Genomic DNA, 23,654 nt, shown 5'->3' with positions numbered 1-23,654 from the left:
AATTGCCGACCTCCGGGAGACGAGCTTGAGTACGCTGGCCGAGTGACGACGCCGGAGCAGCAGCCGCAGCGACCGGCCCAGTATGGCCCGAGCCGTCCCGTCGACCTCCCGCCCGGTTATCCGGCGGAGTACGAGGCGGACGTGGTACTGCGGGACGGAGCTACCGCTCATCTGCGACCGATCACGCCTGAGGACGCCGAATTGCTGGTGTCCTTCTACGCGCGCGTCTCGGAGCAGTCGAAGTACTACCGATTCTTCGCGCCGTACCCGCAGCTGTCCGATCGAGATGTTGCCAGGTTCACCCAGGTGGACTACCGGGACCGGCTCGCGCTGATTGTGACCGTCGGTGACGCGATGATCGGGGTCGGCCGCTACGAGCGCACCGGCCGGCGCACTGCCGAGGTCGCGTTCCTGATCGAGGACGCCCACCAGGGCCGTGGCCTGGGGCAACTGTTGCTCGAACACCTGGCCCAGGCGGCCCGCGAGCACGGCATCGCCCGGTTCGTCGCCGAGGTGCTGCCGGACAACCGCAAGATGATCACCGTCTTCACCGAGGCCGGGTACAAGGTCGCGCGGGAGTTCGAGGACGGCGTGATCGTGGTCGAGTTCGACATCGCGCCGACCGACACGTCCTTCGGGGTGATGCAGGCCCGCGAGCAACGGTCCGAAGCGCTCTCGATCGCCCGGTTGCTGACGCCGACGAGCGTCGCGGTGATCGGAGCGAGCCGGCGGGAGGGGACTATCGGCAACGCGTTGCTGCGGAATGTTCGCGACAGCGGGTTCCCGGGGCAGCTCTACGCGGTGAACGCGGAGAGCTCGGAGGACGAGATCGACGGCGTACCGGCGTACCGGACGATCCGGGACGTGAACGACAAGGTCGACCTCGCCGTGGTCGCCGTGCGGGCCGAGATGGCGGCCGATGTGGTGCTGGACTGCGCGGCGAAGGGGGTGCGCGGGCTGGTCGTGGTGTCGAGCGGGTTTGCGGAGATCGGCGACGAGGGGCGGAAGCGGCAGCGGCAGCTGGTGGGGTTGGCGCGGTCGTACGGGATGCGGGTGATCGGGCCGAATGCGCTGGGCGTGATCAATACCGCACCCGGGGTCAGTCTCAACGCCACGCTGTCGCCGGTGATGCCGAGCCGGGGGAGGGTCGCGTTCTTCTGCCAGTCCGGTGCGCTCGGCGTCTCGATCCTGGCGGACATGGTCGGTCGCGGACTGGGGCTGTCGAGCTTCGTCTCCGCAGGGAACCGGGCGGATGTTTCCGGCAACGACCTGATGCAGTACTGGTACTCCGACGAGGCGACCGAGGTCGTTCTGCTCTACCTGGAGTCGCTCGGCAACCCGCGCAAGTTCAGCCGCGTCGCGCGGCGACTGGCTGGGCGGAAGCCGGTGATCGCGCTGAAATCCGGTCGGGCGACCCAGGGCGTTCCGCTCGGGCACACGGTCCGGCGGAGTCAGTTGCCACCGGCAACCGTCGACTCGCTGTTCCGGCAGAGCGGGCTGATCGGCGTGGACACCAACGGCGAGCTGTTCGACGTCGCTCAGCTGATGGCGCACCAGCCGCTGCCGAAGGGGCGTCGTGTTGCGATCGTGAGCAACTCGGATGCGCTGACACTGCTCGCTCTCGACACGGTAGCGAGCACCGGACTGGATGTCGCGGGGGAGCCGCGCACGCTCAACGCCGAGGCGACCGCCGCCGACTTCGGTGCGGCGCTGGGTGAGGTGTTCGCCGACGAGCGGGTGCATTCGGTGGTCGTCATCTTCACCCCACCGGTGCAGTCGAACGGCGCCGAGGTTGCCCAGGTCCTCGCGGCCGCGGCTGCAGGATCGGACAAGCCGGTGGTTTCTACGTTCCTCGCGTCTCGCAGCGTGCCGGAGCAGTTGCGGGTGCCTGATGAGTTCGGTGGTGCCGCGCGGGGGTCGATCCCGTCGTACTCGTCACCGCAGTACGCCGTGGGTGCGCTGGCGAAGGTCACCCAGTACGCCGAGTGGCGGCGGCGGGCTGACAGCAGGATCCCTGATCTGCCGGGAGTCGACACGGCTGCGGCGGAGGCTTTCGTCACCGAGTTCCTGCAGCGGCATCCGAAGGGGGCCGAGCTGGGCGACGACGATCGGCAGCGGTTGCTGAGCTTCTACGACATCAGTGTGTTGCCGGCGTTCCCGGTGCTGTCGGCGGACGAGGCGGTTGCCCGGGCCGCGGAGCTCGGCTTCGAGGTGATCTTGAAGGCGACGGCGGATCAGTGGCGGATGCGCCCGGATCTCGCCGACATCTGGCGGCACATTCACGACGAGGACGACATGCGCCAGGCGTGGGCGGAGATGACGAGCACCTTCGGGGTCGCCTCCGATCCTGGGCGCGCGCAGTTCGTCGTACAGAAGATGGCGCCGCCCGGCGTACCGGTGGTGATCTCGGCCCAGGAAGACGTGTCGTTCGGGCCGGTGGTGTCGTTCGGGTTGTCCGGGGTCGCGACCGACCTGCTCGGCGACCGCTCCTACCGGATGCCGCCGCTCACCACCGCGGACGCCGCCGAAATGGTCCGCGAGGTCCGCGCCGCACCCCTCCTCTACGGCTACCGAGGCTCCGACCCGGTCGACATCGCCGCCATCGAGAACCTCCTCCACCGAGTAGCCCGCCTCACCCTCGAACTCGAAGAGGTCGTCCGCCTGGACCTCCGCTCGGTCCTGGTCTCCATCGACTCGGCCACTGTCCTCGACACCTCCATCCGCATAGCCCCCAACGAAAAACCAAGACAAGACACCCCCGCCAGACGCCTCACCTAACCCCCACCCCACCCAACGCCTCCCCACCCAACACGGGTCCGCGGGTCGGGAGCCGGGGGTCCGGACAAGAAACTGGCGGTCCGGACAAGAAGCTGCGGGTGTGAACAAGGTGTGCCATGTCCACACCAGCAGTGCCATGGACACGCCCACAGTTTCTTGTCCGAACCACCCATGTCTGGGGTTCTGGGTGATGGTCAGACCTGTGTGAGAGGTCGGCGGCAGGGCTGTCTTGTGGGGGTTCGCTCCTCGTCGGGTGGTTTGCCTCCTGCTATAGGAGGGGGCTATGCACCGGAGGAGGAGGTGAGCCGCCTCTTCGTCGCCCGGCAGTGAGTCGATCGGGGTGAGGAGTGCGTTGAATGATCGGGGTGAGGAGTGGGCTGAGTTGGTCGGGGCGGGGAGGGCGGTGGGTGAAGGTCAGGTGGTTCGGGTGTAGCGGCTGTTGGAGCGGTTGAGGAGGTGGGCGTCGACTAGTAGGCGGCGGAGGGTTGCGTGGTCGGGGTGGAAGGTGTTGAGGAGGGCGTTGACTTCTGGCTCGGAGTACGTGCGGTCGGGCTCGAAGGTCTGCACCAGGTACTCGAGCACGATCTGGGTCTTGGTGAAGACCGTCGGCAGATGTGTGAGCCGTCCGTCGCGGATGAATGCTCGCAGTACGGCGTCTCGCTCGGGATCGGCGTCCAGCGGGACCCATTCGCGCTGGCTCTCCCGTACGGCGTCCTTGAAGGCAGCCTCGTCGGCGCGCAACCCTTCGGCCGTGGAGCTGATCAGCCCGTTCTTGCTCAGCCGCTGCACCGCCTTCAGGATCACCGGCGCCGGCAACCCTGTCGCACCGGCGATCTCCTCCGGTCCGCGAGCGCCGAGGACGACCGCGGAGTACGTCCGCAGCCGCGACGGTTCGGCCAGCAATCCACAGAGCAGCTCAGCATTCATGCCTTCCAAACTAATCTTGCCGACAACCGATTTTCGGCGGGTGCTAGAACAGGACCCATGCCGAAACCTGGTCCTCACAACGCGATCACCGACGTCCCCGGCGTACGAGTCGGACAGGTGGAACGCACCGACGCCCCGTACCTGACCGGTACGACGGTGCTTCACTTCCCCAACACCGCCGTCGCCGGCGTGGATGTCCGCGGTGGAGCGCCGGGCACCCGGGAGACCGACCTGCTCGACCCGGTGAACTCCAACCCCGGCGTGAACGCGATCGTGCTCACCGGCGGCAGCGCGTACGGCCTCGACACGGCCGGCGGAGTGATGGCGTGGCTGGAGGAACAAGGCCAAGGTATCCGCGTCGGGGCGGGCGAACGCGATGTCGTGCCGATCGTCCCCACTGCCGTCCTCTTCGACCTCGGCCGCGGCGGCGGTTTCCAGGCCAGGCCGACCGCCGACTGGGGCCGCCGGGCGATCGAGGCGGCGACCGACGGACCGATTGCCCAAGGCAACTATGGCGCGGGCGCCGGCGCGCGGACCGGCCGCATCAAGGGCGGCACCGGGACGGCGAGCATCCGGCTCGACGACGGCACGACGGTCGGCGCGCTGGTGATCGTCAACGCGGTCGGCTCCACGGTCGACGCCCAAGGACGCCTGTACGGCGAACGCTTCGCTCTCGACAACGAATTCGGGCAGCTTCGGACGCCCACCGAACCGGCTCCGGAAGGCCTGGGTGGACCGTTGCCCGGCATGAACACGGTGATCGCCGTGATCGCCACCGACGCCCCGCTCGACAAGGCGGCGACCAAACGGATGGCAATGGTCGCCCACGACGGCCTCGCCCGCGCGATCGACCCGATCCACACCCTCGTCGACGGAGACTCAATCTTCGCCGTCTCCACGGCTGCCCCGTCCGTGGTGTCGCGGCTGTCGGTTACTGATCCGACTGCCTTTGTTCAGTTGGAGACGATCTTTGCTGCGGGGGCTCAGGCGCTTTCGCGGGCGATCGTGCATGGCGTGCTTTCCGCTGAATCCGTCGACACCCCGGCCGGCTGGATGCTCAGCTATCGGGACGCGTATCCGTCCGCTTTCGAGGCCTGACGTACGACTCCAGTACTACGTGCGTCGTCCGGAAGGCGACTGAAAGACGGTCCGAAGACCGGTCCGCGGTCCGACGCCCGCAAGCGCCATTCACGAAAGCCTTCGGGTATGAGCTACCCGAGTCCCCACCCCACGCATCAACAGCCCGGCGACCAGCCAGCCCAGCAACTCCACCAGCCGGTCCCGCAGTTGGAGCAGCCAACTCCTCAACCCGGCCGGCCCGACCAGCGGTTCCAGCAGCCAGGCCAGCAGTTCGGGCAGCAGCCGACCCGCCAGTTCGTGCAGCCATCCCAGCAGTTCCAACAGCCCGTCGGGCAGTTCCAGCAGCCGGTCCAGCAGTTCGCGAATGACGGCACGGTGCTGGCTGGGCGCGGGCTGGTGAAGTATTACGGGGAGGTTGTAGGTCTCGCCGGTGTGGACGTTGCGGTTCGCGCGGGTGAGGCGCTTGCGGTGATGGGGCCGAGCGGTAACGGCAAGACCACCCTGCTGCACGTCCTGGCCGGCATTCTCAGTCCGGATCAGGGTGAGGTCTGGCTCGGTGGTGAGCGGGTCGACCAGCTCAACGACGCGGCCCGGACCGTACTGCGGCGTCGCCGGCTCGGCTTCGTCTTCCAGGACAACCAGCTGCTTGCGGAGCTCCCCGCCGACGAGAACGTCGCCCTGCCGTTGATGGTCGACGGCGTCTCCCGGCGCGAGGCGATCGGCCGGGCGCGCGCCGTACTGGCTCAGGTCGGCCTGGCGAACGAGGTCGGCCGCCGTCCGGGTGAACTCTCCGGTGGCCAGGCGCAACGCGTCGCGATCGCCCGGGCGCTCGTCGGTGAACCGCAGGCCGTCTTCGCCGACGAGCCGACCGGCGCCCTCGACGCGACGACCGGTGCCCAGGTGATCGACCTGCTCGTCGGCGCGGCCACCCATCGCGGCGCGGCGGTCGTGGTGGTCACCCATGACGACGCCGTTGCGGCCCGCTGCCACCGCGTGGTCCGGATCGTCGACGGCCGGGTGAGCGACCGATGAATCCGATGACCGATCTCGGCCTGCGGTTCGTCCGCCGCCCGGGTCCCGGCGGCCGCGCGGCCAACCTCGCGGCACTGGGCGCGACCGCCGTGGTCGCGATGCTGGTCACGTTCCTGATCGCCGGCACCCTCGGCCTGACCCACCGGGCGGACCGGATCGGCTGGCGCACCACCAACGACGCCGACCAGAAGACGGCCGTCGGCGTCGTCCACGAGGTGAAGGACATGGTGGACGGCAAGCCGGTACTGCGGTACGACCTCGCCGTCACCAACGATCAGCGCAACGCCCAGCTCCCGCCACCGCCAGGACTGCCCCACGCCCCGAAGCCAGGCGAGGTCTTCGTCTCACCGGCCGTCGCCAAACTCTGGGCCGACGACCTGTCCAAACGCTTCGGCGTCCCCAAACCGACCGGCGTGATCTCCTCCGCCGGCCTCTCCTCACCCGACGAGCTCGTCATCATCCGCGGCGCCACCCCGGACATGGCCGGCCTCAGCGCCAAGTACGACCCGAACTACCTGTCGACCTGGCACGGCACCGCCATGCCCGACCGGATCGCGGTCCTACTCGCCCTGGTGGCGTTCGGCGTCGCGCTCGTCCTCTTCCCGCTACTCAGCCTCGTCGGCCAAGCCGCCGGCGTAGCGGCAAAGCGCCGCGAGCGCAGACTCGCAGCTCTCCGCCTGGCGGGCGCGACCAGGAGTCAGGTGCTTCGGTTGAGCGCCGTCGAGCAGGCCGTGATCGGTCTGGCCGGCGCAGTTGCCGGCCTGATCGGTTACACCGTGATCAGCCCGCTGATCGCCCGCATCCCGATCGGCGGCGGTCACTGGTACCTGCACGATCTGACCGTCAGCTGGTGGGTCGTCCTCGTCGTACTCGTCGCCGTGCCGGCGCTCTCGGTGCTCAGCGCCCTGATCGGGCTCGGACGCGTCAGCATCACGCCGCTCGGCGTCATGCGTGGGCAGACGCGCAAGGCGACCAGCGCGCTGAGACTGGGGTTGCTGGTCGTCGGCCCGGTGATGCTGGGCATCGTCGGCACCGGTGGTGCGCTCTTGCCGATCGTGATCGGTGTCGGGTTCGCCGCGCTGGCCGTACGAATCGTCGGGCCGTTCGCGGTTCAGCTGATCGGCAAGTTCCTGGCCCGTACGGCGAGGGGACCGGTCGTGCTGCTCGCCGGCCGCCGGCTCGCCGACGACCCGAAGGGCGCGTTCCGCCCGGTCGCCGCGCTGGTGCTGAGCGGGTTCGTCACCGGTTTCCTCGCACTGTTCATGCCCTATGGAATGAACGGTGACGGAGCGCAGACCGCGATCCACATCTCCCCGGACCAGGGCCAGACCGTTGCCGTGGTCAAGGCCGCGCAGGACAAACTCGCCGCAGCCGGGATCAAGGGCGAGGTGACGACCCAGAACCAGGAAATCACCATCGTCGTTCCAGGCACCGCCGATCGAGAGAAGATCCGCACGGCTCTCTACAACGTGGTCCCGGACGTCGTACCGCTGACCGACGCGGAGAAGGACAAGCACGAAGCCGGCATGTTGCTCGACATACGTCTCGGGGTCGCGCTGCTGCTCGGCCTGGTCTTCATCACCGGCGCGGCCTCCACCGCGGCCGGGGCGGTCGGCACTGCGCTCGACCAGGCGGCTCCAGCGAAGGCGTTGCGGCGCTCCGGCGTACCTCTGAAGGTGATCGAGCGATCGGCTCGCCTGGCGGCCGTCGTACCGGTGATCGGGGTCGGGTTGCCGGTCGTCGGGTTCGGGGCCTTCTGCGGACTGGTGTTCAGCGGTGGTCACATCCTCACCGAGGGCAGCTCAGGAGTGCTGCTGCTGTTCGGTCAGGTGGTAGTCGGACTGGTCCTGGTCGCGGTGGCCGGCGCCGCCGGCGCTCCCGTACTACGGAAGGCCAGCGTCGGCTGAAAACGCGCGGCCCGGCCCCGGTTCGTCCACAGGGCGGTCCGGGACCGGGCTCGTGCCGTGCAAGGATGAGGGCATGCGTGACCTGAATGCGCCGGTCCCGGAGCTCTCGGACGCCTCGCGTGAACTACGCGACGCGATCGACCGGTGCGGCTACTACCCAGATGTCGTGGCGGACTCCCTCGCGGTGGCGATCGCCGGTGAACCGATCCGGGCGTACGTGCTGCAGCACGAGCCGACGTTCGACCGCGACGAGGTGCGGCGGCACATCACCATCCTGGCGCTGACGCCGACCCGGCTGATCGTCGGGCACACCGACGAGCACGCCGCCGACGACCTGATCCGCGCGCCGTACGCGTCCACCTCGACCGAGGCGATCCCGCTCAACCGGGTGAACGCGGTCGTCGTCAACCGCGTCGTGCCGAACCCGGCCGGCTACGCGTCGGTCCGGTCGGACCCGGCCGCGGCCGGTGGCGAGGTGGTGCTGACGATCGGCTGGGGCATGGTGAACCGGATCGACCTGGAGCCGGCCGTCTGCGCCGACCCCAACTGCGAGGCCGACCACGGCTACACGGGTTCGGTCGCGGCCGACGACATCTCGCTGCGGATCAGCGCTGCTGCCGACGGGCCGGCCGGGATCCAGCAGGTGCTCGACTTCGCGGCGGCCCTGTCGTTCGCGACCAGCAGGTAGGACCGTGACGGTTCTCCCTGCGTACGGCGGTGGGTCGCTGGCGGACGTGCTGCCCTCGGTGGCCGGCGCATTGTCGGTTCCAGGCGAGCAGAACCAGCTGGGACTACCACCTGCACCCCGGTACGCCGTACTGCTACTCGACGGCCTCGGCTGGAACCTGCTGGAGCGCAACGCCGATGTCGCTCCCTACCTGTCATCTCTCGCGGCCCGCAGTCTCACTGCTGGAGTGCCGTCCACTACTGGCGTCAGCCTGACCAGCTTCGGCACAGGACTCCCACCGGGCGCGCACGGCATCGTCGGCTACACCTCGATCGTGCCGGAGACAGGTGCGCTGCTGAATGCACTGCAGTGGGACGCACCGGTCGACCCACGCCGCTGGCAGCCGCATCAGACCGTCTTCGAACGTGTAGCGGCCGCAGGTGTTGCCACCCGCAACGTGAGCAAGGCGCGCTTCGACAACTCCGGTCTCACCGCGGCAGCGTTCCGGGGGAGTGCCCATCGCGGAGCCGATACCGTCGAGGACCGGCTGGACGCGACCAGGTTCGCCAGCCGTGAAGGGAAGTCGTCGCTGGTCTACGTGTACGACTCGCAACTCGACTACACCGGTCATGGACAGGGCAGCTCCTCCTGGCAATGGCGCAAGGAGCTGGCTGCGGCCGATACCTTCGCGTCTCAGGTCCGCTCGGCGCTGCCGCGTGACGCGGTTCTGCTGGTTGTCGCCGACCACGGCATGGTCGACGTCGCCCCGCCGAACCGCGTCGACCTGGACCTCGAACCGGCGTTGACGGACGGCCTGCAACTCATCGGCGGGGAATCGCGCTTCCGGCACCTGTACTGCGTGGATGGCGCGGCCGCCGACGTACAGGCGACGTACCGCGCACGGCTCGGCGAAGACGCGTTGGTGCTGAGTCGCGAGGAGGCTGTCGCTCGTGGCTGGTTCGGTGTGGTGGAGGACCGGGTCGCGCCGCGGATCGGTGATGTCGTGGTCGCGTCGCTGGGTCCGGTTGCGCTGGTCGCCAGCCGGCGCTATCCGAACGAGGCCGGACTGATCGGCCTGCACGGTTCGCTGACCGAGGACGAGATGCTGATCCCACTCCTCGTCGACGAAGGCCGCTAGAAACTCCAGACGTTCCAGAAGAAGGTGGCCTGGGCCGTCCTCGCTTCGGCGTCGCGTGCCGTCACGGTGACTTTGTAGCGTCCGGCACCTGGGGTGAGTACGCCGGTGATCCAGCCACGTTCGGTGTCGATGCTCAGACCTGGTGGGAGACCAGTCGCCTTGTAGCTGATCTCACCCTTGCTGCTCATGCCCTTGAGGAGCAGCGGGACCGCCGGCGTGCCGCCGACTCCTAGTTGTTCACCGGGCGGCGTGATGGTCACACCGCTCGTTGGGGTCTGGGTGGTCTCCGCACCGACTGCTTCGGCGGCGTCGGCCAGCCCCTCACCGTAGTACGAGTTCTTCGCGTCGGATCCTGTGCATTCGCCGGCGCTGGAGGCTGGGCAGGGGATGTCGTTGGCCTCGACGGCCAGCTTGCTCCTGACCTGCGCGGGGGTGAGTTTCGGGTTGGCACTGCGGATCAGCGCGACGACACCGGCGACGTGCGGCGAGGCCATCGACGTACCGTCGAGGTTTTTGTAACCACCGCCCGGGACGGTCGAGTAGACGCTGGTGCCGGGGGCGGCGACGGCGATCTTGTCCGTGCCGTAGTTCGAGAAGCTGGCCTTCACGTTCTCGGGATCGACCGCTGCCACGACGATCACGCCGGGGACCTCGGTCGGGAGGCTGATGCAGTCGTTGGTGACGGTTCTGAGTGCCGGGGTCGAGTCGTCCGGGCTGGAGTCGTCGCTGGATTTCTGGGCGAGGTTGTAGTCGTCGTTGCCGGCCGCGGCGACGTTGACGACGCCCTTCGACTCGGCGTACGCGACCGAACGCTTGACTGCTTCGGCGATCGCGGCCTGGTCGGGATCCGACGGGCAGTTGAACAGCCACGGGTCGACGTAATAGCTGTTGTTGGTGACCGAGACGCCCTTCTGGCCGGCGAAGACGAAGGCGCAGACGGTGTTCTCGGGGAAGAACAAGGTTTGGCCGTCGGGCTCGGCGACCCGGATCGAGGACACCTTCACTCCCGGCGCGACACCGACCATGCCCTTGCCGTCCTTGGCCGCGGCGATCGTGCCCGCGACATGGGTGCCGTGCTCGGCGACCGGTCGCCAGGCGCCGGGGCGGGCGTCGACCTTGCCGTAGGCGCAGGATGCCGACTTGCTCGCGTCGAAGTTCGCCTTCAGATCGGGATGCTGGTCGTCGACGCCGGTGTCGAGTACGCCGACCGTGATGCTCTTCGAGCCAGGGTTCACCGCCCAGGCCTTGTCGGCGCCGATCTGGGTCATGTCGGCGCGCGGGATCTCGGGCTCATCGTCCTGCTGCTCCACCGGAGCTGCCGGGAGCCGCGGATTCGCGGCATCGGCCGGGAGATCCGTCGTACGGGTGGCGCCGACCTTCTGTACGCCGGTGACGGTGCGCATCCGGCCGGCGAAGTCCGCGTTCGCCGAATGCACGACGAGCACGCCGATCTCGTCGTACGCCGCGTAGACGGTGCCCTGGTTGGCGGTCACTCCGCTGACCACCTTCGCGGTCTGCCGGGGAGCGGTGATCACGAAGTACGACCGCAAGCCCGCCTCGACCCGCACCGGCGCGGCAACCGACGGCACCGCGGCGCCCATCAAGGCAAGCCAGCAGGCCACAACAAGAATCAACCCTTTGCGCACGCCCAAGTAGACCCCGCAAACCCCCAAGAACCCAAGCCGCCCCGCACCGAATTGCTGTGCGGGGCGGCTTCGGCGTCAGACGCAGTACCAGCTGACCGATCCACCGCCGGTGAAGCTGGCGTCGAAGCGGGTCTGGTGCGGGTCGTCGACGATCGCGTTGATCCGCCAGGTGCCGTACCGGCCGTCGTTGCTGGTCCCGGTCATCTGGAACCCGACGAACCACCAGCCGGTGTTCGCGCAGAACGTGTTGCGCTCCGGGTTGGCACGCGGCGCGTTGGGACTGTCGTTGCCGGCCGCCGCCGGGAGCACGGACAAAGAAAGGCCGACTGTCGTGACGGCAACAGCCAGCGCGGAACGCTGCAGCATCTTCTTCAAGCTCCTGCCTTCCTCCGAGGGACTGAACAACTCCGATCCAACGCCCCGCACCCCCACCCCAGCAAAGCTTTCAAGAAACCTCGAACCTTCACCGAGCGCCGTGGTCGTTGGCTGACGGGTTGTTCGCCCGGTGTTGCGAAATAACCGCGTCAGTGGGCGAGTATCCCGTCAGTGGCGGTGCCCTGAGACACCCCGGAGTCGGTGGTGGGGGTGGGGGTTTGGCAGGATGGGGGTTCGTGGCTGATCTGCTGTATTTCACCGGGACGATGGACTGTGGCAAGTCGACGTTGGCGCTGCAGATGGATCACAACCACAAGGCGCGGGGGCGGCTGGGGCGGATCTTCACCAGTAACGACCGGGCGGGGGAGTCGACCCTCTCGTCGCGGCTCGGGCTCGAGGTGAGCGCGATCGAGGTGCGGCCGGATTTTGATTTCTGGCAGTACGTCGTGGGCGAGCTGACCCATGGTGGGCGGATCGACTACGTGATCTGTGATGAGGCGCAGTTCTATCTGCCCGAGCAGGTGGAGCAGCTGGCCCGGCTTGTGGACGAGCTGCAGATCGACGTGTTCTGTTTCGGGATTTTGACCGATTTCCGGGCGATGCTGTTCCCGGGTTCGGCGCGGCTGGTCGAATTGGCCGACCGGATGGAGCTGCTGCAGGTCGAGGCGCTCTGCTGGTGCGGCGAGCGGGCGACTCACAACGCCCGGACCGTTGCCGGCGAGATGGTGACGGAAGGCGAACAGCTCGTTGTGGGCGACATTGAAGACCCGAGCAACGTGGTGGAGACGGCGTACGAAGTACTGTGCCGTCGTCACCATCGCCGCAAGCTGACTGCCGCCCGCGCGCGTGCCACGCTGTCACCCGAGGTCCTGCCTTTCGGAGGTGCCGTATGAACCCGCTGATCTCCGCCGAGTCGTTGCGCTCGGCCACTGAACGCCCGGTCGTCATCGACGTGACCTGGAACCTGATGGGCCCGCCCGGACGCGACGCGTACGACGCCGGCCACATCGCCGGTGCGCACTTCGTCGACCTCGACACCGAGCTCGCCGGCCCACCCGGCGACGGCGGCCGACACCCGTTGCCCTCAGCAACAGTTGTGGAAGGTGCTCTGCGGCGCGCGGGAGTCGGCACCGAGACGCCCGTCGTCGTCTACGACGCCGCGAACTCGATGGCCGCCGCCCGCGCCTGGTGGATCTTCCGGTACTTCGGGGTACGCGACGTCCGCGTCCTCGACGGAGGCTTCGCGGCCTGGCGTGCGGCCGGGGGAGAGGTCAGTACGACGGTGCCCGCTGACGAAGCCGGGGACTTCGTCGCGTCGGAAGGTCAGGTGCCGTCGCTTGATGCCGCTGGTGCCGCTGCGTTGGCCGAGACCGGCGTGCTGCTCGATGCACGGGCGCCAGAACGGTTCGCCGGTGAAGTGGAGCCGATGGACAAGGTTGCCGGGCATATCCCAGGCGCCGTGAACGCACCGACGACCGGGAACGTCACCGGCGACGGGCACTTCCTCGCTGCTGACGAGCTGCGGAAACGCTTTGCTGGGCTGGGTGTCGATGGGTCGGGCGAGGTCGGCGTGTACTGCGGGTCCGGGGTGACCGCCGCGCACGAGGCGCTGGCGTTGGAGATCGCCGGCATCGAGGCGCCGGTCTATGTCGGCTCCTGGTCGGAGTGGATCACTGATCCGTCCCGGCCGATCGCAACCGGTCGGACCTGAGGGCTTTTCGACGCTGGTCGAAGGGCTGGACCTAGTCCTTGACTTCGCCTGGCGGCTGCGGAACTGTCGTGAGTAATCGATTTCCCGCGCCCCCGAGGAGTCATCATGGCGACTGAGCCGACGATCAAGCGATCCACCTTTCTTAAAGCTGCGGTCGGGGCAGGCGCCTTGCTCGCGGCACCGACGGTCGCGAACGCGGCGCCGCGCGGAGTACAGGCTGCAACCGCCGGCCGCGGCGTACAGGCTGTGGTCACCAACAAGGTCAAGGACCTGACTGGGCCTGGGTTGACCAATCAGTTCCGGATGCAGGCGACCGATCTCGGGATTCCGGCGCGGACGCCGGACGGGCGGTTGCTGTTCATGTTCGGCGACACCTTCGAGGATCCGTACGTCGGCGGCGGTTGGTGGCGCTCGCCGGTTGCGCTGTGGTCGAACACCACCAATCTCGCGTCCGGAGTGACCTGGTCCGGCGCCGTCGGTGGCGCCGCGGCGCAACAACTGTGGGACTACCCGCACGACAACCCGACCTTCTCCACCGTGCTGCCTTCGGACGTGATCACCGTCGGCGGGTCGATGTACCTGCATGCGATGGTGAACAAGGGACTCGGCAACGTTGTGTGGACCGAGATCTGGCGGTCCGACAACTCCGGTGCGAACTGGTATCACACCGGCGCGAAGTTCCCGAGCGACATCGACGGCGGGCTCTTCCAGTTGCTCACCTGGGGGCTCGGGAACGACGGGTATGTGTACGTCTACTCGACCGGCTTCCAGCGCGACAAGCCGATCATCCTCAAGCGAGTCCGTAGCGATCAGATCGCCAACCCGGCGGCGTACGAGCCCTGGGGTTACCGCGACGGCGCCTGGAACTGGGGCAACCCCGCGACGCCGATCCTGAACGGGAGCTTCGGCGAGATGAGTCTGCGGCCGCTCGGCGGGAAATGGGTGCTGACCTGGTTCAACGCCGGCGACTACCGGATCGACGGCATGATCATGGACACGCCGGCGTCGAACCTCTACACGGCGTACCGGCAGACCTTGATCTACGGCGGCGCCTGGGGTCAGGAGAACGACAACCACGTCGCCCAGTTGTACGGCGGCTACATCATCCCGGGCTCCACGCTGAGCGACATGCACCTGTCCGTCAGCCAATGGAACACCGACGCCGGCTGGCCCTACCGAGTCATGCAGTTCCGCGTCCGCGGCTTCGGATAACCCGGGGTGGGGGAGGCTTCCCTCCGACCTCCCCAACCCGGAGTCATCTAGTAGGGCAGAGCGACGTAGTCGGCGTTCTGCCCGACGGTGGTGTCGTTCGCGGTCTCGACCGGAAGGTTGCGGACGAGCAGGCCGGCCTGCTCCGCCGCGGACAGGGCAGCCTGGTCGTAGCGGCTCTTGCGCCAGATGTCGCAGATGTACTTGCGGGTCTTCAGATAGTCGGTGTACCGGCTCATGTGCGCGTCGTCGAGGCCGAGCGCCGCGAACAGGGCGATCCGGTCGCCGTCCTTGCTCGCCACCCGCCACTTCGCGTACTTGTCATGCTCGTGCGGCAGCGGCACCTTCGACTTCGGGAACTTCAGCTGCAGGCCGTTGCCACTGTGCGTCGTACGGAGGCTCCACACCACCACGTCCCCGACCCGGCTGCGGACGTAGAGAGGCTTGCCCACGTTCACGTCAGGAGTGTTGTGCGACTGGTGGCGCAGGTTGAGACCGCCTGTGTGGCGGTAGTGATCCTGCAGATAGACGCCGAACCGTAGGACCGTGTAGCGACCTTGCCAGTCCGGTGCGTTCGGGTCGATCCGGTCGGCGTTGTCCTTGTGGAACCCCCGCTGGATCCCGTTGACCGTGAACGCACTGTCACCGGCGTACAGGATCTTGTCCTCGCCGAGGATCTGCTGTGCGATCCGGACGAAGTTGCCGTCGGTCAGTACTTCGCGCAGCCGCGCATTGGCGAGCAGGTCGCCGCCGAAGTGCTTCCTGGACCAGTACGCCGCCTCCCGCAGTCGCTGCACATCGTCCTTCGTGTACACCCCACGGACGATCGTCCAGCCGTTCTCCCAGAATCCGGTGACATCCACCGCAACCATCCGCCAACCTCCAGTTCAGCCGGGCAAACACCCGGTCCTACCCGCTCGATGCAGGAAGGTGGTGGTTTGTTGCGATCAGTCCGTGAGGTAGGCAGCGGTTGAAGCGCGCACTGCTTCACTGAAGGCCACTACAGCTGGATGCTGAGCGGCTCCTGGCCGATGCGCGATCCGGGTCCGCCGCCGCGCGTCAAGGGGGAGTAGCCGTACGCCGGGAGGCGGGTCGGCTGCCGCTAGCTGCGGCACTAGCGAGACGCCTTGTCCAGCGGCGACGAGCGCGAGCACTGCTGCGAAGTCGTCGGCATAGTGCCGGATGCGCGGGCTGAAGCCTGCGGAGTGGCACAGCTGCAACGTCACCGCATGGCAGACCGTGCCCGGAGTCCCCGCGATCCATGCGGAGTCCTTCGTACTACGGATGCTGTCGAACCCAACTCCCGCGAGGAACACCGTCTCCTCCAGCAGCGGCGACTCCTCCAACCCCTGACCAGGCGGCGTCGGCAACACGTCGTAGTCGTGCACCAGAGCGACATCCAATCGGCCGTCGCGCAAACCCTCGGGAGCATCAGCCGGATCCACCTCGGTCACCATCAACTCCAGACCCGGATGATCCCGCCCGAGCGTGACCAATGCCCCCGGCAACAAGGTCCGTACTGCGGTAGGAAACGCCCCGATCCGGAACGGGCCGGCCAACTCGTCGCCGGCCGCGGCGACGGCGGCTCCTGCTTCCTCGAGCGCCGACAACACCGTCTCGGCATGCTTCGCGAGGACGCTCCCGGCCGATGTGAGCACCACCCGACGCCCGGATCGCTCGAGCAGCGGCACGCCGGCTTCCCGCTCCAGCGCTGCCAATTGCTGGGAGACGGCCGACGGTGTGTAGGTATGGACCTTCGCCACCGCCGCGATCGTTCCAAGCCGGGCGAGGTCGCGGAGCAGCCGGAGCCGGCGGACGTCGAGCATAAGCACAGCTTACGATTCGGCGTACGAATCGGAACTGGACCTTGGCTGTCGGCTGCCCCGAGGCTGGTGCCATGACGCTCACCGGCCTGTACGTCCCGTTGATCACGCCGTTCGATTCGTCTGGAGCCGTCGCTCTGGATGCGCTGGAGTCGCTTGCCCGACGCGTGCTCTCCGAGGGAGCGGCCGGCTTGGTCGCCCTTGGTACCACCGGTGAGCCAAGCTCGCTCACCGAAGCAGAACGCCAAGCGGTCATCGACGTCGCCACCCGCGTCTGCCGCGAACATCACGCTCAACTTCTCGTCGGTGCCTCGACGCCAGACACCCTGGAGGACCTGCGGGCGAGAGCCGACGCCGCTCTGACCGTCGTACCGCCGTTCGTCCGACCAGGCGAAGCCGGCGCCGTCGCCTACCTGACCCAGCTCGCAGCCAACAGCCCAGTTCCTCTCGTGATCTACCACGTGCCCTACCGCACGGGGCAGCCTCTCTCCGCTGATTCACTCCGACAGCTGGCGGCTCTCCCGAACGTGATCGGCGTGAAGTACGCAGCCGGAATCACCGAGGAGACGATCGCCCTGGTGGCCGACCTGCCACCAGACTTCGCAGTACTGGGCGGCGACGACCTCTTCATCTCTCCGCTCCTGGCCCTAGGTGCCCACGGCGCCATCCTCGCCTCAGCCCACCTCGAAACCACCCGCTTCGCCCAGCTCATCCACGCTTGGCAAACCGGCGACCTCACCACGGCCCGCTCCCTAGGCCACCGCCTGTCCCGCCTCTCGAAAGCCCTCTTCGCCGAGCCCAACCCCACCGTCATCAAAGCCACCCTCCACGCCCACGGCCTGATCCCCACCCCCGACGTCCGTCTCCCACTCCTCCCCGCCACCCCCACCTCCCTCGACGCGGCACTCCTAACCCACCCCGTCCCGGCCTGACTCGGTCTAGCGGCGCCTGGTCTGGTCGGTCGCCGCCCGCCCTCGCGGCGAGCAGTTCCGCGCTCGACGCCGCCCTCGTGGCCCAGCCGATCGCGCCCTGACCGACCTCGACCCAGGCGATCCAACGCCGAAGAAGCTGGCCTGTGAGCCGGTCCTGCGCGACCATCAGCCTGTGCAGACCGCCTCCCTGACCTCTTCGCGCTGGGCAATGCCCGTCGCGGCCGGTGCTACTGCTGGTGCCGTTGTGATCCTCTTCGTCATCTCGGCAACTCCAGCACCGTGGCCGGCGGCGTTGGCGTGCGGCGCACTCGCTGCTTCCCTCATCGGCAGCCTGATCGAGCGGCAGGCCCGAGCACGGCGCGAACTCGTCCGTACTGCGGCCGGCAACCTCCCGCCCGACGCCGCGGCGGCCGCCTTCCACGCAGCCGGACACGGCGAGATCCCCGCCGACCCGGCCGTCCGGGAAGCCGCCCTGAAGATCGCCAGGCACCAGCTCAGCCTCACGCCACCGAAGAGCATCGCGCTCACGATCTTCCCGCTGTTCGGCGCCACCGCGGTGATGATCGCCAGTACCAACGCCCCCGGCTGGGTGCTCGTGGTCTTCGCCCTGCCCGCAGCGCTTGCCCTGATCTGCACCGGCGTCCTGACCTGGCAAGCCTTCTCCCGAGCGAACCGCCTGCGCGAACGCATCCGCCTCCTCTCCACCTGACCCACCGCCAACCCGCTTGGTGCACGACCTGAGCACCCGCTCGCGGTCGGCGTACTCAGTTGGTGCACAAAGTCGCCGAGCTGCCGGACGTGCCGCTTCGGGCGAGAGCTGATTTGCCGGTGGGGTGAGTCTCGAGGTTTTGGCTGTTGATAAAGTAACACGCATGGTTTAACTTACTCGGAATTGGGCTTTGTGTGGCCCAGAGCACACCCCCGGACCGGCCCGGTGGCGGGGTGCTCCCGGAAATTTGAGGAGTTCCGAGATGAAGAGAACGGCTAGGTGTGTCGTCACCCTGACTTCGGCAGCGCTGCTGCTGGCGGCGGCAGCCTGTGCGGACGGCAACACCCCCGCGGCGAGCAGCAGCGGTTCGATCGACGAGAACGCACCCGTCACGATCACGGTCGGGAACCGGCCGAAGCCCGACAAGCCCGCCGACGTCGCTTCGTTCGACCGCAACGTCAAGAAGTTCATGGACGCACACCCGAACATCACCGTGAAGTCGACCGAGACCTCGTGGGACGCGCAGACCTTCCAAGCTCAGGTGGCAGGTGGCTCGCTCCCGACCGTGATGAGCATCAGCTTCACCGAGCCGCTGAACATGATCCCGAACAAGCAGCTGCCGGACATCACCGACGAGCTGAAGCTGGTCGACCTCACCAAGGACCTGAACCCCAACACCCTCAAGCTGGTCCAGGACGACAAGGGCCGGATCTACGGCGTACCGTTCGAGGCCTTCTCCGTCGGGCTTGCCTACAACCGGGCATTGTTCAAGCAGGCCGGGCTGGACCCCGACAAGCCGCCGACGAACTGGGACGAGGTCCGTCAGTACGCGAAGCAGATCACCGAGAAGACCGGTAAGGCCGGCTACGCGCAGCTGACCAAGGACAACACCGGTGGCTGGATGCTCACCACGATGACCTACAGCATGGGTGGCACGGTCCAGAGCGACGACGGCAAGAAGAGCACCTTCAACGACGCGCCGACGAAGAAGGCGCTGCAGTTGCTGAAGGACATGCGCTGGACCGACAACACGATGGGCACCAACTTCCTCTACAACCAGGAGGAGGCCCGGCAGGACTTCGCGGCCGGCAAGATCGGCATGATCATGCAGGCGCCGGACGCCTACGACATGTGTGTGAAGAACTTCGGCATGAAGCCCGCCGACTTCGGCGAGGGCGCGCTTCCGCAGGACGGCGGCCCGTTCGGCACGCTGACCGGTGGCTCGATCAAGATGATCAACCCGAAGTCGACGAAGAACGAGATCGTCGCCGCGCTGAAGTGGATCAAGTCGCAGGAGTTCGACAAGTACACCAGCCAGGAGCTCGCCGTTCAGGACGCGAAGAACGCGATCGCCGACAAGGGTTTCGTCGGCCGGCCGGGCGTGACGCCGCTGAGCCAGGAGACCTACGACCAGTACAACAAGTGGCGTGAGCCCTACAACAACGTCCCGGTGGAGCAGTTCAAGGGCTACATCGAGTCGACCAAGACGCTGAAGCTGCTGCCGGAGCCGTCCAACAAGGGCCAGGAGGTCTACGCCCTGCTCGACCCGGTCGTGCAGCAGGTGCTGACCAAGAAGGACGCGGACATCGACAAGTTACTCACCGACGCCGCTTCGAAGATCGACGCCCGCCTGGCCCGGTAGCCGTCATGGCCCTCCTGACCAAGCCCGTCACCATCACCACCGCGGAGCCTGAGAGGTCCCGCCGGAGCCCAGCCACCTGGTTGCGCTCCGGCGGTCTCAGCGCGGTGCTGTTCGCCCTGCCGCTGGTGCTGACGTTCCTGTACTTCTCCTGGGGCCCGATCGTGCGCGGTCTGGTCCTCGCCTTCCAGAAGAACAACCTGGTCGCACCGGCCGAGTGGGTCGGCTGGTCCAACTTCAGCTACGTGCTGACCGACCCACAGTTGCCACAAGCAACGATCAACACCCTGTACTTCGCGTTGCTGGCACTCGTCTTCGGTTTCCCGGTGCCGCTGTTCCTGGCGGTGTTCATCAGCGAGCTGCGGAAGACCGGCTGGCTCTACAACGTGATCTCCTACCTGCCGGCCGTCGTACCGCCGGTGGTCGCGATCCTGCTGTGGAAGTACTTCTACGACCCCGGTTCCGGTGTCTTCAACGCGATCCTCGGCTGGGTCGGCCTCGGCCCGTACGCCTGGCTGAACTCGCCACACCTGGCGATGCCGGCGATCGTGCTGGAGGCGACCTGGGCCGGCGCGGGAGCCACCTCGATCATCTACCTGGCCGCGCTCACCGGCGTACGGAACGAACTGTATGAAGCCGCTGAGCTGGACGGGGCCGGGATCTGGCGACGGGTCTGGCACGTCACGATCCCGCAGATCCGCGGAATCATCCTGATCATGATGCTGCTGCAGCTGATCGGGACGTTCCAGGTGTTCACCGAACCGTTCCTGTTCACCGGCGGCGGTCCGGACAACGCGACCACCACGATCCTGCTGCTGATCTACCGCTATGCCTTCATCAACGGCGACTTCGGTGCGGCCACCGCCCTCAGCGTGCTGCTCGCGCTGGTGCTGTGCGTGCTGTCGGTCGTCTACCACTTCCTGACCAGACGTTGGAGTACGACATGACCGCGGAGGCGCCGGAGCGCGGCATCATCTCGTCCATGGACCGGCGCCGGCCGCTGATCCAGTACGGACTGCCCATCATCCAGGTGCTGCTGTTCATCGGCGTCGTGATCGCCGGGGTCGGCCCGCTGCTGTGGCTGCTGAAGTCCGGGCTGTCGACGAGCCAGGACATCATCCGGGGACCGATGTCGCTGTGGCCGAGCGGTATCCAATGGCATAACGTGCCGGACGCCTGGACCCAGGTGCAGATCGGTTCGTACCTCGGCAACACGGCGATCATCGCGATCGGATCGCTGATCTCGACCCTGTTCGTCTGTACGACGGGCGCCTTCGTGCTGAGCGTGCTGCGCCCGAAGTGGGGCGGGATCATCACCGGCGCCGTGCTGGCCACCTTGTTCCTGCCCGGCGTGATCTCGCTGGTCCCGCTCTACCTGACCATCCTCAAGATGCCGGTGTTCGGCTGGAACCTGCAGAACACCTTCTGGGCGGTCTGGCTGCCGCAAGCGGCCGGCGCGTTCAACATCTTGGTGATGAAACGGTACTTCGACGCGATTCCGCGCGAACTGATCGAGGCGGCGCGCATCGACGGTGCGAGCAACCTGAGGCTCTTCACGGCACTCATCCTGCCGATGTCGAAACCGATCATCGGTGTGGTCGCCCTGCTCACCGTGATCGGTTCCTGGAAGGACTACCTCTGGCCGCTCCTGGTCCTGCCGGATCCGAAGTTGCAGCCGATCTCGGTCGCACTGCCGAGAGTGCAGAAGACGACAGATCTGTCCTTGCAGATGAGCGCTCTATTCCTGGCGGTTCTGATCCCCGTAGTGCTCTTCTTGATATTCCAGAAGCAGTTCCTCAGAGGAGTCGGGATGAGTGGGGGTATCAAGGAGTGAGTTCAAGGGAAGGAAAGCAGAAGGCGGGTGGGTTGGCGGGGCGCCGGGTGCTGGTGACGGGGGCGACCGGGCGGATCGGGTCGGTCACCACGCGTCATCTGAACGATCTCGGCGCCCTGGTGACCACGTTGAGCATCGTCGAGGACCCGGCGTTGAAGGCCGACCGGGTGGTGATCGGCGACACCCGGTCCGAGGACGACGTCGCGACGGCGCTGGAGGATGTCGAGCTGGTGGTGCACCTGGCCGCCTTGGCGCATCGAGACGCCGGTACGCCGTATGACGTGTACACGGGCAACGTGATCTCCACGTTCAACGTGCTCGCGCAGGCCGGTGCCCGTGGCATCAAGCGGGCCGTGGTTGCGAGCAGCATCAACGCGTACGGCGTACCGATGAATCCGCAGGAGCCGCTGCCGGCGTATTTCCCGCTGGACGAGAACATCCCGTCCGATGTTGCCGACTGGTATTCGTTGTCGAAGCAGAACGACGAGAACACCGCCCGGATGGCCTGGCGACAGTGGGGGATCGATGTGGTGTCGTTCCGGTTCCCGCACGTGAACTCGGCCGACGTGCTGCTGCGGCAGGCCGAGCGAATGCGGGAGAACCCGGCGCCCGGCGTACGGGAGGGATGGTCGTATCTGGATACCCGCGATGCGGCGTACGCGATCGAACTGGGGCTGACGGCAACCTTGTCCGGGGCTCACAAGTTCTTCGTGGCAGCGCCGACCACCAACGCGCCGTACGAGACCGAGGCGCTGCTGGACGCCTTCGCACCGGGAGTGCCGCGGTTGCGCCGGTTCCCCGGGCGCACGGTGCCGATCGATCTGACCGCCGTCCGGACCGTGCTCGGGTTCCAGGCGCGCTACGAACTCGAACTGACCACCGATCGACTGGAGACCTGATGCCGCAGGAGACACCCGCCACCTTCGCCCAGCCCTGGCCGGTTCGCGACGACGTCCGGATCCGGGCGGTGCAGGCGATCGTGACCGCACCGCAAGGCATTCCGCTGGTGGTGGTGAAGATCGACACCACCGAACCGGGCCTCTACGGCCTGGGCTGCGCGACCTTCACGCAACGCTGGAAGGCGGTGCAGGCGTTCGTCAACGAGCACCTGGCACGGCTGCTGATCGGCCGGTACCCGGGCGACATCGGCGACCTCGTCCGGCTGGCCGGCTTCTCCGGCTACTGGCGAGGCGGCCCGGTGACCAACAACGCGATCTCCGGGATCGACCAAGCGCTGTGGGACATCGCCGGCAAGCGGGCCGGGATGCCGGTCTACGAGCTGCTCGGCGGCAAGGTCCGCGCGGCGGCCGACACCTACATCCATGCCGGTGGCATCACCATCGAGGAGACGCTGGAGCAGGCGAAGGAGTTCGTCGCGCAAGGCTGGCGCCACATCCGGCTGCAGGTGTCGACACCCGGCGGCGGTGGTTATGGTGCACCTCGGCTGGCCACGCTGTACCCGGACGCGCCGTACCGCAACGGCTGGTCGGCCCGCGACTACCTCCGTACGACGCCCGACCTGTTCGCGGCGGCCCGTCAGTCGCTCCCGGACAACATCGAGCTGCTTCACGATGTGCACTCACGGCTGACCCCCAAGGAGGCCGTGCTGCTTGCTCGGTCCTTGGAGCCGTATCGGTTGTTCTTCCTCGAGGATGTGCTGCCGCCGGAGCACTGGGATCGCCTACCCGAAGTACGGGCTGCTTCGCCCGTCCCATTGGCCGTTGGTGAGCTGACCACGTCGATGGGGGACGCCGTGCGGCTGGTCCGTGATGGCGGCGTGGACTTCATCCGCTCACACATCTCCGACATCGGCGGCCTCACCCCGGCCCGCAAGGTGGCCGACCTGGCCGAGCTGTGCGGAGTCCGTACGGCGTGGCACGGACCCGGCGACACCTCGCCGATCGGTGCGGCCGCGAACGTTGCGCTCGACGTCAGTTCTGTTGCCTTCGGCATCCAAGAGGGCCACATCTACAACGACGCCACGCACGAGGTGTTCCCGGGCACGCTCCGGATCGTCGACGGCTGGCTGACGCCGAACGAGACGCCCGGCTGGGGGATCGAGATCGACCTGGAGGCCGCTGCCCGTTACCCGGCCCAACTGTCCGGGCACGATGAATGGGCGGCCGGCGTACGTCGAATTGACGGAGCCCTGGAAGCACCATGAGCTTCGCCGCCCCGCGCGAATTCGACAGGTACGATCTCGGCTAGCGGGCGGGCCGGGGACAGTTTTTTCAACGGGGAAAGTTA

Annotated in this window: 21 protein-coding genes; 16 read left to right on the top strand and 5 right to left on the bottom strand. The window is 67.4% G+C overall.

What is annotated here, in order from left to right:
• Positions 1 to 42: 42 nt before the first annotated feature.
• Complete coding sequence (locus tag ABZ004_RS04885) at positions 43 to 2,778, top strand: GNAT family N-acetyltransferase (RefSeq protein ID WP_355678436.1); 2,736 nt, start codon at positions 43 to 45, stop codon at positions 2,776 to 2,778.
• A 414-nt stretch (positions 2,779 to 3,192) separates the two neighbouring features.
• Here ABZ004_RS04885 and ABZ004_RS04880 read toward each other — a convergent pair whose 3' ends face one another.
• Positions 3,193 to 3,705, bottom strand: a complete 513-nt coding sequence (locus ABZ004_RS04880; protein ID WP_355678435.1) for a DUF2087 domain-containing protein — start codon at positions 3,703 to 3,705, stop codon at positions 3,193 to 3,195.
• 57 nt (positions 3,706 to 3,762) lie between these two features.
• Between ABZ004_RS04880 and ABZ004_RS04875 the strand changes: the two genes are divergently transcribed.
• The 5 genes from ABZ004_RS04875 (at position 3,763) to ABZ004_RS04855 (ending at position 9,529) form a co-directional block, all read left to right on the top strand.
• On the top strand, positions 3,763 to 4,803 hold the full coding sequence (locus ABZ004_RS04875; protein ID WP_355678434.1) for a P1 family peptidase: 1,041 nt from the start codon (positions 3,763 to 3,765) through the stop codon (positions 4,801 to 4,803).
• Positions 4,804 to 4,911: 108 nt separating this feature from the next.
• Positions 4,912 to 5,817: an ATP-binding cassette domain-containing protein gene (locus ABZ004_RS04870; RefSeq protein ID WP_355678433.1), complete on the top strand. Its 906-nt coding sequence runs from the start codon at positions 4,912 to 4,914 to the stop codon at positions 5,815 to 5,817.
• Complete coding sequence (locus ABZ004_RS04865; RefSeq protein WP_355678432.1) at positions 5,814 to 7,724, top strand: FtsX-like permease family protein; 1,911 nt, start codon at positions 5,814 to 5,816, stop codon at positions 7,722 to 7,724. The genes ABZ004_RS04870 and ABZ004_RS04865 overlap by 4 nt, the downstream gene beginning before the upstream one ends.
• Positions 7,725 to 7,797: 73 nt before the next feature.
• Positions 7,798 to 8,412 carry a DUF5998 family protein gene (locus ABZ004_RS04860; protein WP_355678431.1) on the top strand — a complete coding sequence of 205 codons (615 nt, stop codon included), beginning with the start codon at positions 7,798 to 7,800 and terminating at the stop codon, positions 8,410 to 8,412.
• 4 nt (positions 8,413 to 8,416) lie between these two features.
• Entirely contained in the window at positions 8,417 to 9,529 is a 1,113-nt protein-coding gene (locus ABZ004_RS04855) for a nucleotide pyrophosphatase/phosphodiesterase family protein (protein ID WP_355678430.1), read from the top strand.
• Here ABZ004_RS04855 and ABZ004_RS04850 read toward each other — a convergent pair.
• Positions 9,526 to 11,175, bottom strand: a complete 1,650-nt coding sequence (locus tag ABZ004_RS04850) for a S8 family serine peptidase (protein WP_355678429.1) — start codon at positions 11,173 to 11,175, stop codon at positions 9,526 to 9,528. The genes ABZ004_RS04855 and ABZ004_RS04850 overlap by 4 nt on opposite strands.
• 75 nt (positions 11,176 to 11,250) lie before the next feature.
• On the bottom strand, positions 11,251 to 11,541 hold the full coding sequence (locus tag ABZ004_RS04845) for a hypothetical protein (protein WP_355678428.1): 291 nt from the start codon (positions 11,539 to 11,541) through the stop codon (positions 11,251 to 11,253).
• Positions 11,542 to 11,786: 245 nt separating this feature from the next.
• Here ABZ004_RS04845 and ABZ004_RS04840 point away from each other — a divergent pair, with 245 nt between their 5' ends.
• The 3 genes from ABZ004_RS04840 to ABZ004_RS04830 all read left to right on the top strand — a co-directional run bounded on the left by ABZ004_RS04840 (position 11,787) and on the right by ABZ004_RS04830 (position 14,473).
• Positions 11,787 to 12,443, top strand: coding sequence for a thymidine kinase (locus tag ABZ004_RS04840; RefSeq protein WP_355678427.1), 657 nt, complete (start codon positions 11,787 to 11,789; stop codon positions 12,441 to 12,443).
• Entirely contained in the window at positions 12,440 to 13,261 is an 822-nt protein-coding gene (locus ABZ004_RS04835; RefSeq protein WP_355678426.1) for a sulfurtransferase, read from the top strand. The genes ABZ004_RS04840 and ABZ004_RS04835 overlap by 4 nt, the downstream gene beginning before the upstream one ends.
• A 105-nt stretch (positions 13,262 to 13,366) precedes the next feature.
• Complete coding sequence (locus tag ABZ004_RS04830; protein ID WP_355678425.1) at positions 13,367 to 14,473, top strand: DUF4185 domain-containing protein; 1,107 nt, start codon at positions 13,367 to 13,369, stop codon at positions 14,471 to 14,473.
• Positions 14,474 to 14,520: 47 nt separating this feature from the next.
• Here the strand turns inward: ABZ004_RS04830 and ABZ004_RS04825 are convergent, their stop codons facing one another.
• Entirely contained in the window at positions 14,521 to 15,342 is an 822-nt protein-coding gene (locus tag ABZ004_RS04825) for a hypothetical protein (protein ID WP_355678424.1), read from the bottom strand.
• A 75-nt stretch (positions 15,343 to 15,417) separates the two neighbouring features.
• Entirely contained in the window at positions 15,418 to 16,296 is an 879-nt protein-coding gene (locus ABZ004_RS04820; RefSeq protein ID WP_355678423.1) for a LysR substrate-binding domain-containing protein, read from the bottom strand.
• A gap of 71 nt (positions 16,297 to 16,367) precedes the next feature.
• On the opposite strand from ABZ004_RS04820, the gene ABZ004_RS04815 reads away from it, so the two are divergent.
• The 7 genes from ABZ004_RS04815 (at position 16,368) to ABZ004_RS04785 (ending at position 23,571) form a co-directional block, all read left to right on the top strand.
• On the top strand, positions 16,368 to 17,225 hold the full coding sequence (locus ABZ004_RS04815; RefSeq protein WP_355678422.1) for a dihydrodipicolinate synthase family protein: 858 nt from the start codon (positions 16,368 to 16,370) through the stop codon (positions 17,223 to 17,225).
• Positions 17,226 to 17,397: 172 nt separating this feature from the next.
• The gene (locus tag ABZ004_RS04810) at positions 17,398 to 17,934 is read left to right on the top strand and encodes a hypothetical protein (RefSeq protein WP_355678421.1); all 537 of its coding nucleotides are present in this window, start codon (positions 17,398 to 17,400) and stop codon (positions 17,932 to 17,934) included.
• 262 nt (positions 17,935 to 18,196) lie between these two features.
• The gene (locus ABZ004_RS04805; RefSeq protein WP_355678420.1) at positions 18,197 to 19,576 is read left to right on the top strand and encodes an extracellular solute-binding protein; all 1,380 of its coding nucleotides are present in this window, start codon (positions 18,197 to 18,199) and stop codon (positions 19,574 to 19,576) included.
• Between the two features lie 5 nt (positions 19,577 to 19,581).
• Positions 19,582 to 20,520, top strand: a complete 939-nt coding sequence (locus ABZ004_RS04800) for a sugar ABC transporter permease (protein ID WP_355678419.1) — start codon at positions 19,582 to 19,584, stop codon at positions 20,518 to 20,520.
• A complete protein-coding gene (locus tag ABZ004_RS04795; RefSeq protein WP_355678418.1) occupies positions 20,517 to 21,407 on the top strand; it encodes a carbohydrate ABC transporter permease in 891 nt (296 codons plus the stop codon). The genes ABZ004_RS04800 and ABZ004_RS04795 overlap by 4 nt, the downstream gene beginning before the upstream one ends.
• Entirely contained in the window at positions 21,404 to 22,306 is a 903-nt protein-coding gene (locus ABZ004_RS04790; protein WP_355678417.1) for an NAD(P)-dependent oxidoreductase, read from the top strand. The genes ABZ004_RS04795 and ABZ004_RS04790 overlap by 4 nt, the downstream gene beginning before the upstream one ends.
• On the top strand, positions 22,306 to 23,571 hold the full coding sequence (locus ABZ004_RS04785; RefSeq protein ID WP_355678416.1) for an enolase C-terminal domain-like protein: 1,266 nt from the start codon (positions 22,306 to 22,308) through the stop codon (positions 23,569 to 23,571). Before ABZ004_RS04790 ends, ABZ004_RS04785 begins: the two co-directional genes overlap by 1 nt.
• Positions 23,572 to 23,654 lie beyond the last annotated feature (83 nt).

This window comes from Kribbella sp. NPDC006257 (assembly GCF_040613535.1).
Taxonomy (GTDB): Bacteria; Actinomycetota; Actinomycetes; order Propionibacteriales; family Kribbellaceae; genus Kribbella.
The sequence above is the reverse complement of the archived record's forward strand: the minus strand, read 5'-3'. Positions and strand labels throughout refer to the sequence as shown.

Excerpts from the sequence above, each read along its gene's own strand:
- ABZ004_RS04880 (WP_355678435.1), bottom strand. The coding sequence starts at position 3,705 with ATGAATGCTGAGCTGCTCTGTGGATTGCTGGCCGAACCGTCGCGGCTG.
- ABZ004_RS04875 (WP_355678434.1), top strand. The coding sequence starts at position 3,763 with ATGCCGAAACCTGGTCCTCACAACGCGATCACCGACGTCCCCGGCGTA.
- ABZ004_RS04870 (WP_355678433.1), top strand. The coding sequence starts at position 4,912 with ATGAGCTACCCGAGTCCCCACCCCACGCATCAACAGCCCGGCGACCAG.
- ABZ004_RS04865 (WP_355678432.1), top strand. The coding sequence starts at position 5,814 with ATGAATCCGATGACCGATCTCGGCCTGCGGTTCGTCCGCCGCCCGGGT.
- ABZ004_RS04860 (WP_355678431.1), top strand. The coding sequence starts at position 7,798 with ATGCGTGACCTGAATGCGCCGGTCCCGGAGCTCTCGGACGCCTCGCGT.
- ABZ004_RS04845 (WP_355678428.1), bottom strand. The coding sequence starts at position 11,541 with ATGCTGCAGCGTTCCGCGCTGGCTGTTGCCGTCACGACAGTCGGCCTT.
- ABZ004_RS04835 (WP_355678426.1), top strand. The coding sequence starts at position 12,440 with ATGAACCCGCTGATCTCCGCCGAGTCGTTGCGCTCGGCCACTGAACGC.
- ABZ004_RS04830 (WP_355678425.1), top strand. The coding sequence starts at position 13,367 with ATGGCGACTGAGCCGACGATCAAGCGATCCACCTTTCTTAAAGCTGCG.
- ABZ004_RS04825 (WP_355678424.1), bottom strand. The coding sequence starts at position 15,342 with ATGGTTGCGGTGGATGTCACCGGATTCTGGGAGAACGGCTGGACGATC.
- ABZ004_RS04820 (WP_355678423.1), bottom strand. The coding sequence starts at position 16,296 with ATGCTCGACGTCCGCCGGCTCCGGCTGCTCCGCGACCTCGCCCGGCTT.
- ABZ004_RS04815 (WP_355678422.1), top strand. The coding sequence starts at position 16,368 with ATGACGCTCACCGGCCTGTACGTCCCGTTGATCACGCCGTTCGATTCG.
- ABZ004_RS04805 (WP_355678420.1), top strand. The coding sequence starts at position 18,197 with ATGAAGAGAACGGCTAGGTGTGTCGTCACCCTGACTTCGGCAGCGCTG.
- ABZ004_RS04800 (WP_355678419.1), top strand. The coding sequence starts at position 19,582 with ATGGCCCTCCTGACCAAGCCCGTCACCATCACCACCGCGGAGCCTGAG.
- ABZ004_RS04795 (WP_355678418.1), top strand. The coding sequence starts at position 20,517 with ATGACCGCGGAGGCGCCGGAGCGCGGCATCATCTCGTCCATGGACCGG.
- ABZ004_RS04785 (WP_355678416.1), top strand. The coding sequence starts at position 22,306 with ATGCCGCAGGAGACACCCGCCACCTTCGCCCAGCCCTGGCCGGTTCGC.